The organism is Longimicrobium sp., from assembly GCA_036387335.1.
GTDB lineage: Bacteria > Gemmatimonadota > Gemmatimonadetes > Longimicrobiales > Longimicrobiaceae > Longimicrobium.
In genome coordinates this window covers 1-6870 of the sequence record DASVTZ010000022.1, presented here as the reverse complement: position 1 = coordinate 6870, position 6870 = coordinate 1, and the positions used below count along the sequence as shown (strand labels likewise).

6 protein-coding genes are annotated in these 6870 nt (G+C 71.9%); 2 read left to right on the top strand and 4 right to left on the bottom strand.

What is annotated here, in order from left to right:
- Positions 1-479 precede the first annotated feature (479 nt).
- From VF647_01805 to VF647_01790, 4 genes are all read right to left on the bottom strand, one after another.
- Positions 480-2387 carry a DUF4178 domain-containing protein gene (locus VF647_01805; protein HEX8450797.1) on the bottom strand — a complete coding sequence of 636 codons (1908 nt, stop codon included), beginning with the start codon at positions 2385-2387 and terminating at the stop codon, positions 480-482.
- Positions 2384-2746 carry an S-adenosylmethionine decarboxylase gene (locus VF647_01800; protein HEX8450796.1) on the bottom strand — a complete coding sequence of 121 codons (363 nt, stop codon included), beginning with the start codon at positions 2744-2746 and terminating at the stop codon, positions 2384-2386. The genes VF647_01805 and VF647_01800 overlap by 4 nt, the downstream gene beginning before the upstream one ends.
- Before the next feature lie 132 nt (positions 2747-2878).
- Complete coding sequence (locus VF647_01795; GenBank protein ID HEX8450795.1) at positions 2879-3571, bottom strand: TonB family protein; 693 nt, start codon at positions 3569-3571, stop codon at positions 2879-2881.
- Positions 3572-3743: 172 nt separating this feature from the next.
- Positions 3744-4574 carry a hypothetical protein gene (locus VF647_01790; protein HEX8450794.1) on the bottom strand — a complete coding sequence of 277 codons (831 nt, stop codon included), beginning with the start codon at positions 4572-4574 and terminating at the stop codon, positions 3744-3746.
- Positions 4575-4816: 242 nt separating this feature from the next.
- Here VF647_01790 and VF647_01785 point away from each other — a divergent pair, with 242 nt between their 5' ends.
- Together VF647_01785 and VF647_01780 are read left to right on the top strand one after the other, a co-directional pair.
- The gene (locus VF647_01785) at positions 4817-6145 is read left to right on the top strand and encodes a sigma 54-interacting transcriptional regulator (protein ID HEX8450793.1); all 1329 of its coding nucleotides are present in this window, start codon (positions 4817-4819) and stop codon (positions 6143-6145) included.
- Positions 6146-6273: 128 nt separating this feature from the next.
- The coding region (locus VF647_01780; GenBank protein ID HEX8450792.1) for a hypothetical protein at positions 6274-6870 on the top strand (597 nt) is incomplete at its 3' end.

The window sequence follows — 6870 nt, the reverse complement described above, 5'->3', positions numbered from 1 at the left end:
CCCGCCCCCACCCCACCGCCCGTCTTTCGCACACCGCAACCCGTAGGGGCAGACCTACGTGTCTGCCCTCCCCCGCCCAAGCCCCGACACCCGCGCCAGAGCCCCATGCCCTGCCGAGAGAGCCGCCTCCCCTACCCTCGTGATTCGCCCCGCACTCCCGCAGCCACACACGGATCCAGCCGGAGCCGCACCGGGCACTGCACCTCACCCCAACCCCTCGTCACGCGCAGTAGATCCTTCGCTCCGCGCCAAAGATGGCAAACCGGCAAAGGACGGTGCCGCGCGTCGCTCAGGATGACAAATGAAGGGTGCCTCGCATACCCAGCCCGCTTCTGCGGGCTTCGCTTGGTTCCAGCCGGGGGCTTTAGCCCCCGGCGGCCGGGCGTCGGCCTCACGCGACGATGACCATCCCCCCGGTGTTGTTCATCCCCCGGCGCCCGACGCCCGCGTTCCGCACCTGTCCCCATTCCCCATTCCCCTCAGTCATCATCGTCCTCCTCCGGCGCATAATCGCTTTCCTGCCAGCGCTGCGATTCGAAGCCGATGGATGCGAATGCGGCGAGCGCGGCGGGGGCCGCGAGAAGGAGGAACGCCGCGAAAAAGAACCCGGTACCGGGCACGTCGTGCGTCAGAGTCACCGTGTACCCGACGGGCACCTCCGCCTCCGGATCGATCAGGAGCTGGTAGCGGCCCGCGGGAACCGAGGGGAGCCGCACCTCGTCCGAAGAAGAGCCCTCGCTCCAGCTCTCGCCCCCCTCCACCCCGTGATACTGGCTCACCTCGCGCCCGAACTCCAGCCGCTTCCCCGTCTCCTCGTTGACCAGCGCAAAGGAGAAAAACGCCCACGCGTTGTCCAGGTCGGTGTCCACCTCCACCTGCAGGGCGGCCGGGCGCCCCGTCAGCACGATGGGGCCGGCCTCGATGGAGTTGGAATCCTCCGGCAGACCCGGCCGGAAGGCGTAGCGCTCACTGAACACCCGGTCGTTCCGCGCCGTGGCGCAGCGCCCCACCGTCAGCACCGTGAACAGCGCCATCAGGATCATGAACGCCCGCCGGTAGCGCCGCGAGCGGTCCGTGTGCGGCGACGGCTGGCAGGCGAACACGCCCCTGGGCGCGGGCGGCAGCCCCGGAAGCCCGAAGTTCTTCCAGATGGTCGCGGGCGGAACGTACTCGGCCAGCGTCCACGTCGACTCGCCGGCGGTATCCTCCCACGACAGCATCCGCGGCGGGTGGACGAAGTCGCGCACCAGCTCCTCGTCGCCCACGTGGACCTCCCACGGGAACTCGCCGAGGACGAAAGTGGTGGCCGCCGTGTCGGTGGCGAAGTGCTTGAAGGTCTCGCCGTTCAGCGTCGCGATCGGTCGCCCGCCCGCCGTCCCCATCTTGGGGATGTTGTGCAGGGGGGTGGCGTCCGTCCAGTGCCCGTTCTCCTCCGTGAGGTAGCGGAAGCCGCGTTCCGGGTGGAAGAGGACGTACTCGGACCACGGGTACTGCACCGCCTCCTCGGTCACCGATCGGATCTGGAAGCCGATCACCTCCCACTCCGCCCCGTGCAGCCGCCCCCGCGTGCCCAGCGGGATGCGCGGCGAGTGCGTCAGCTTCTGCTGAAAGATCTGCAGTACGCGGAGGCCGGGGTCCTGCGCATCCAGCACCGATCCGCACGAGCCGCACACCACACTCACCGTGCGCCCGGCCGCGCGCACCGTCACGGCGCCGCCGCACTGGGGGCAGCGAAGGGTGCGCACCTCCTGCGCCTTCGGGGCCTCAAGATCGCGCAGCCCCGCCAGCTTCAGCGCGTCCCACGACACCGCCTCGCCCGCGAACAGGAGGGGCGGCGACTCGCTGTAGTCGATCGTGCCCACCCGCCCGTCGTGCGAGCGCAGGTCGGCGAAGAGGATCTCGTCCTTGTCCCAATACGCGAAGGGGAGGTCGCCCTCGGTGCCGGCGTAGCGCGCGCGCACCACCTCGGTCACCTGAAGAGGACCGCCGCTCTCTTCCACCACGTCGCCGAGCCGCACGCTCTCCGGAGCGGGGAGCACGGCCGGCGCGGCGAGGACGGTCATCGACAGCTCGCCGTCCGCCTCGGCCAGCCACGCGCTGGCGCCGCCGCCGGTCACGACGTGCCACTCGTTCCACGCACCCCGCTCCCACGCATAGGCGATGCGCCCGACGACCTCGAACGAGCGCCCGCCGTACTCGCCGCGCGTGCCCAGCTGGATGCGCGAGTCGGCGCTCGGCGGTGCGGAAACCACGCCCACGCGCTCCAGCGCCACGTCGTGCCGCACGATGACGGACGAGCAGTACGGGCAGACGCTCTGCACCGCCCCTGCCCAGCGGAACTCGAAGGGCGCCCCGCAACTGGGGCACTGCGCGGCGGGCGCCGTCACGCGGCCACCACCGCGGCGTAGGGCCGGTCCACCGCGCGCACCGTCACCTCGTCCGCGCCGAAGCGGGCGCGCAGCTCGGCGCCGAAGTCCCACTCAGGGCGCGGGCGGCAGCAGAAGAGGTTGAGGCAGAGCGAGCCGTGCTCGGGAAAGGTGTGCACCGTCAGGTGGCTCTCGGCCAGCAGCACCATCCCGGTTACGCCCCCCGGCCCCGGGAACTTGTGCCAGAGCGGGTCGCCCACCGGGTGCAGCTCCAGCCCCGCCACCACGGCCGCGAAGAGCGCGCGCAGCGCCTCCACGTCGCGCAGCGGTGCGGGGTCGCAGCCGTGCGCCTCCACCAGCCACTCGCGGCCGTCGGTCACGCGGGCTCCGGAATGTGCGGGGTGGCGGTGGCGAAGCGGGGCACGTCGGGTTGGGCGAGGGGATTTCCGGCGGACCGAAGTATATCCCACACCGCGCCGCGTCTCAAGCCCGGCGGCGCCCCGGGAAAACGCCTACCGAATGGTGATCGGCAGCACCGCCCACACGTCGCGGGTCACGCCGTCCAGCGTCGCCGCGCGGAAGCTCAGGCGCTCCGCGAGTTCGAGCGCGAACCGGTCGACCGCTTCCGATCCGCTGGAGCGGGCGACCTCGGCGTACAGCACGCGTCCGTCCCGCGAAACGGCGATCCCCACCAGCACGGGGCGCGGGACGCGCTCCGCCTGCGGTGTGGAGGCTGCCCACCGCTGGAGCTCGCTCACGATCAGATCGCGGTTGAGCAGCACCGGACGGCAATCCCGCCTGCGCCCGTCGGCGCGCGCGGGCGGAAGGGCCGTCGTATCCAGCCTCAGCACCGACGCGACGCGCCCGCCCTGCCGCTCCGGCAGTTCCTTCATGTGCTCCGCCAGCACGGGAGCGACGGCGCCGAGTGCCGCCGTGGGAAAGTTCAGGTCGAACGAGCGGATGACGGGAGCCCCGCCGCCCCGTTCCGTGGTGACGATCACCAGCCCCTTGGGATCGGACACTCCCGCCGCCCGCAGCGCCGACTGGAGCGCCCCGCGCTGCGCCTGGTGGGACGCCCTGTAGAGGGCGGCCTCCTGCGCTTCACGGCGCCCGCGCGGCTGGTCGGCCTCCCAGGTGCACTGCTGCGCGTACAGGGGTGGTGCGGCGCAGAGCAGCGCGGCGGCGCAGAGAACGGTGCGGATCATGTGCGTTCGGCCTCTCATCAACCGTGTGCCACTACGGGAACGACCCAATCTAACCCCTTCCTCGCGAATCCGTCTGCATCGGAGGGAAATGGTCTCACGCGGAGACGCGGAGACGCAGAGAGAACTACGCGAACTCTCTCTGCGTCTCCGCGCCTCCGCGTGAGGCCTTTTTTTAGTGGCGCCCGCTGTGCCCCTCGCCGCGGAAGCCGCGATCGACGCGCAGCTCGATGAGCTGGTTGTTGGAGGCGGCCAGGTTCGCCACCTGCGTGCCGCTGCGGAAGAGAACCGCCGGGTCCAGCGTGATGGTGACCTGCGGCGCGGACGACGTCTCCGTCAGCACCAGCGGCGGGTTGAGCGCCACGCGGGTGCGCAGCTCGGCGCGGACGAAGACGCGGAAGGGCTGCGCGGCGCCCAGCGTCCCGTTGGTGCGCGGCTGGAAGGTGCCCGACACCATCATGCTCGCCTTCTGCGGCCAGTTGGGGATCTCCGCGCGGATCTGCTGGAGGAGCGCCTCGGTGCGCGCGGCCTCGCCCGCGTCGTCGTCGCTGTTGGAGTCGTCGTCGTTGTCGTCCAGGTTCTTGACCCGGAACTCCACCTCGTCGTACGTGCCCGGCTTCACCGACCCGGCGTCGACCGTGACCACGCCGTCGAAGGGGAGGTTGATGAAGAGCGGCCCCACGTTGAAGTCGTCGCAGTCGTCGGCGCCGCCGTTGTCTTCGCAGCGGTTGACGTCGTCGTCGCCGCGCAGGCGGAAGCGGGCGACCACCGCGCGCAGGTCGGTGAGGGTGAGGACGCCGTTGTCGCCGTTGAGGACTAGCTGGCCGGCCGCCGCCGAGAGGCTCGCGGAGCCCGCCGGGGCGAGCTGCGCCGAGGCGCCGCTGGTGCGGGCCGTGAAGTTGATGCTCACCTCGTCGCCCGCCGCCGAGCCGGTCGAGGGCGAGTCGCACCCGGTGGCGAGGAGGGCGGCGGCGAGGAGGGTCGGGATCGCGAGTCGGTTGGTCATGGCTGTGTCTCCGTGGTTCGGGCCGGGCCGGGTGCCTGGCGTGTGTCTCTGGCTCCATTCAAAGGCAACGGGGGTACCAGGGAAGGCCGGCTGGATGCCAGCGACCGTAAACCCGCGCCGCGTCTGAGCTTCGCCGCCGGGCCGCCGTGCTGGCGCGCGAACGCCCGGCGCGCTATATCGTCCCATATCGCTACACTCCCGCCGCGTGGCGCTACGCGGCACCGTCCTCTGCCCGTTCGGCCGTGACCCAGCTCGTCGTCGTTGCACGCTCCGATTCCTTCTCCGCCGTCTGGCCGGAGCTCGCCGCGCTGGCCGGGGCGGAGCTGCGCGTGGTGGCGAACGCCGAGGCGTGCGGCCCGCTGGAGGAGGCGGCCCTGCTGGGCGTGGCCGGGGTGGAGGAGGAGGCGGAGCCGGAGGTGCGCGCCCTGGCCGCGGCCGGATCGCCCGCGCCGCTGGTGATCGGCGCGCGCGCGGACCACCGCCTCGCCGCCACCCTCGTGCGCGCGGGCGCGGGGGATTACTTCGCGCTCCCCGGCGACATCGAAGCGTTGCGCGCGGAGATGAAGGAGCGCGCCCGGCGCCGCGAAGGGCGCGCAGCGGGGGCGCGGCTGGCCGCACAGGAGCGGACGGCGTTCGACTTCGGCAAGATCGTGGGCAGGAGTCCGCAGATCCGCGCGGCGCTGGACCGGGCCGCGCGCATCATCCCCCGCGACCGCGCCACCGTGCTCATCACCGGCGAGACCGGAACCGGAAAGGAGCTGCTGGCGCAGGCCATCCACTACAACGGGCCGCGCGGCGCCGCTCCTTTCGTGGAGCTGAACTGCGCCGCCCTCCCCGCCGGGCTGCTGGAAACGGAGCTTTTCGGCCACGAGCGGGGCGCCTTCACCGACGCGCGCGCCGCCAAGCCCGGCCTTTTCGAGGCGGCGGACGGCGGGTCGCTCTTTTTGGACGAGATCGGCGAGCTGCCGCTCACGCTGCAGGGAAAGATCCTCAAGGCGCTGGAGGAGAAGGAGGTGCGCCGCGTGGGCGCCGTCCGCGGGCGCACGGTGGACGTGCGCATCATCGCGGCGACGCACGTGGACCTGGCGGCGGCGGTGGCGCGGAAGGAGTTCCGAGAGGACCTGTACTACCGCCTCAACGTCATCCCGCTGCACCTGCCGGCGCTCAGGGAGCGGGGAGAGGACGTGGTGCTCATCGCCGAGCACTTCCTGCGCTCGCTGGCGGAAGGATACGGGATGGACGCGCCCGCCATCAGCCCGGAGCTGAAGCGGGCGCTGATGGCGCACACCTGGCCCGGCAACGTGCGCGAGCTGCGCAACGGCCTGGAGCGCGCCCTCCTGCTGGGCGACGGGGGGCTCGATCCGGCGGACCTCTTCCCCGCCCTCCCCGCCCCGGCGCCCGTCTCCAACGGCGCGATCCCATTCCCCGCATCGCTCACCGAGATCGTGCGCGGAGCGGCGGTGGCGATGCTGGAGCGCTTCGACGGGAACAAGAGCGCGGCCGCCGACGCGCTGGGCATCTCGCGCTCGCGGCTGTACCGCCTGCTGGAAGGGGAAGATGTAGCGGAATGAGACATCCGTTGCGGCGCGCGACAGCCGCACTCGGCGAAAAGCCAGTCGCCACGCGGGTTTTCGCGGGCTCGCGCCTTGCCCTAACCGGCACACGACACACGATCCACGCCCAGATGGGATACCGATAGATGAAACAGAATCGTACGATCGCGCTCGCCCTCGCCGCCGCCCTCCTGCTGGGCGGATGCGAGCGGGGCGGCACGGACAATCCGCCGGACGTGGTGCCGGACGCCCAGTTCGTCGCCGCGCGCCAGGCCACCAGTGCCCCGTCGCTCGCCTCGCGCGAGGCCACCTTCTGGGCCAGGGCGGGCGACAACGCCGAGGTCCGCATCCCGTACACGACGGGGGAGAACTGCCTGGAGTTCAAGATCCCGGGCAACGCGCTCCTGCGCCGGCCGGACGGCACCGCGTTCCGCCGCGGCGACTCCATCCAGGTCACCATCCGCGTGCTGGACCCCGCCACCTTCAAGTTCGAGTTCCAGCCGAGCGGGCTGCGCTTCGACCCGGACCACCCGGCGGAGCTCCGCATGCGCTACAGGTACGCCGACCCGGACCAGAACGGCGACGGCCGCGTGGACTCGGCCGACGAGCGCTCGCGCCTGGCGATCTGGCGCCAGGAGACGGACGGGCAGCCGTGGGTGCGGATCGGCACCGTGCGCGACGCGGAGCTGGACGAGGTGCGCGCCGATCTGCAGGGGTTCACGAAGTACGCGATGGCCTCGAAC

Coding starts and splice junctions, on each gene's coding strand:
- VF647_01795 (HEX8450795.1), bottom strand. CDS start 3,571: ATGATCCGCACCGTTCTCTGCGCCGCCGCGCTGCTCTGCGCCGCACCA.
- VF647_01790 (HEX8450794.1), bottom strand. CDS start 4,574: ATGACCAACCGACTCGCGATCCCGACCCTCCTCGCCGCCGCCCTCCTC.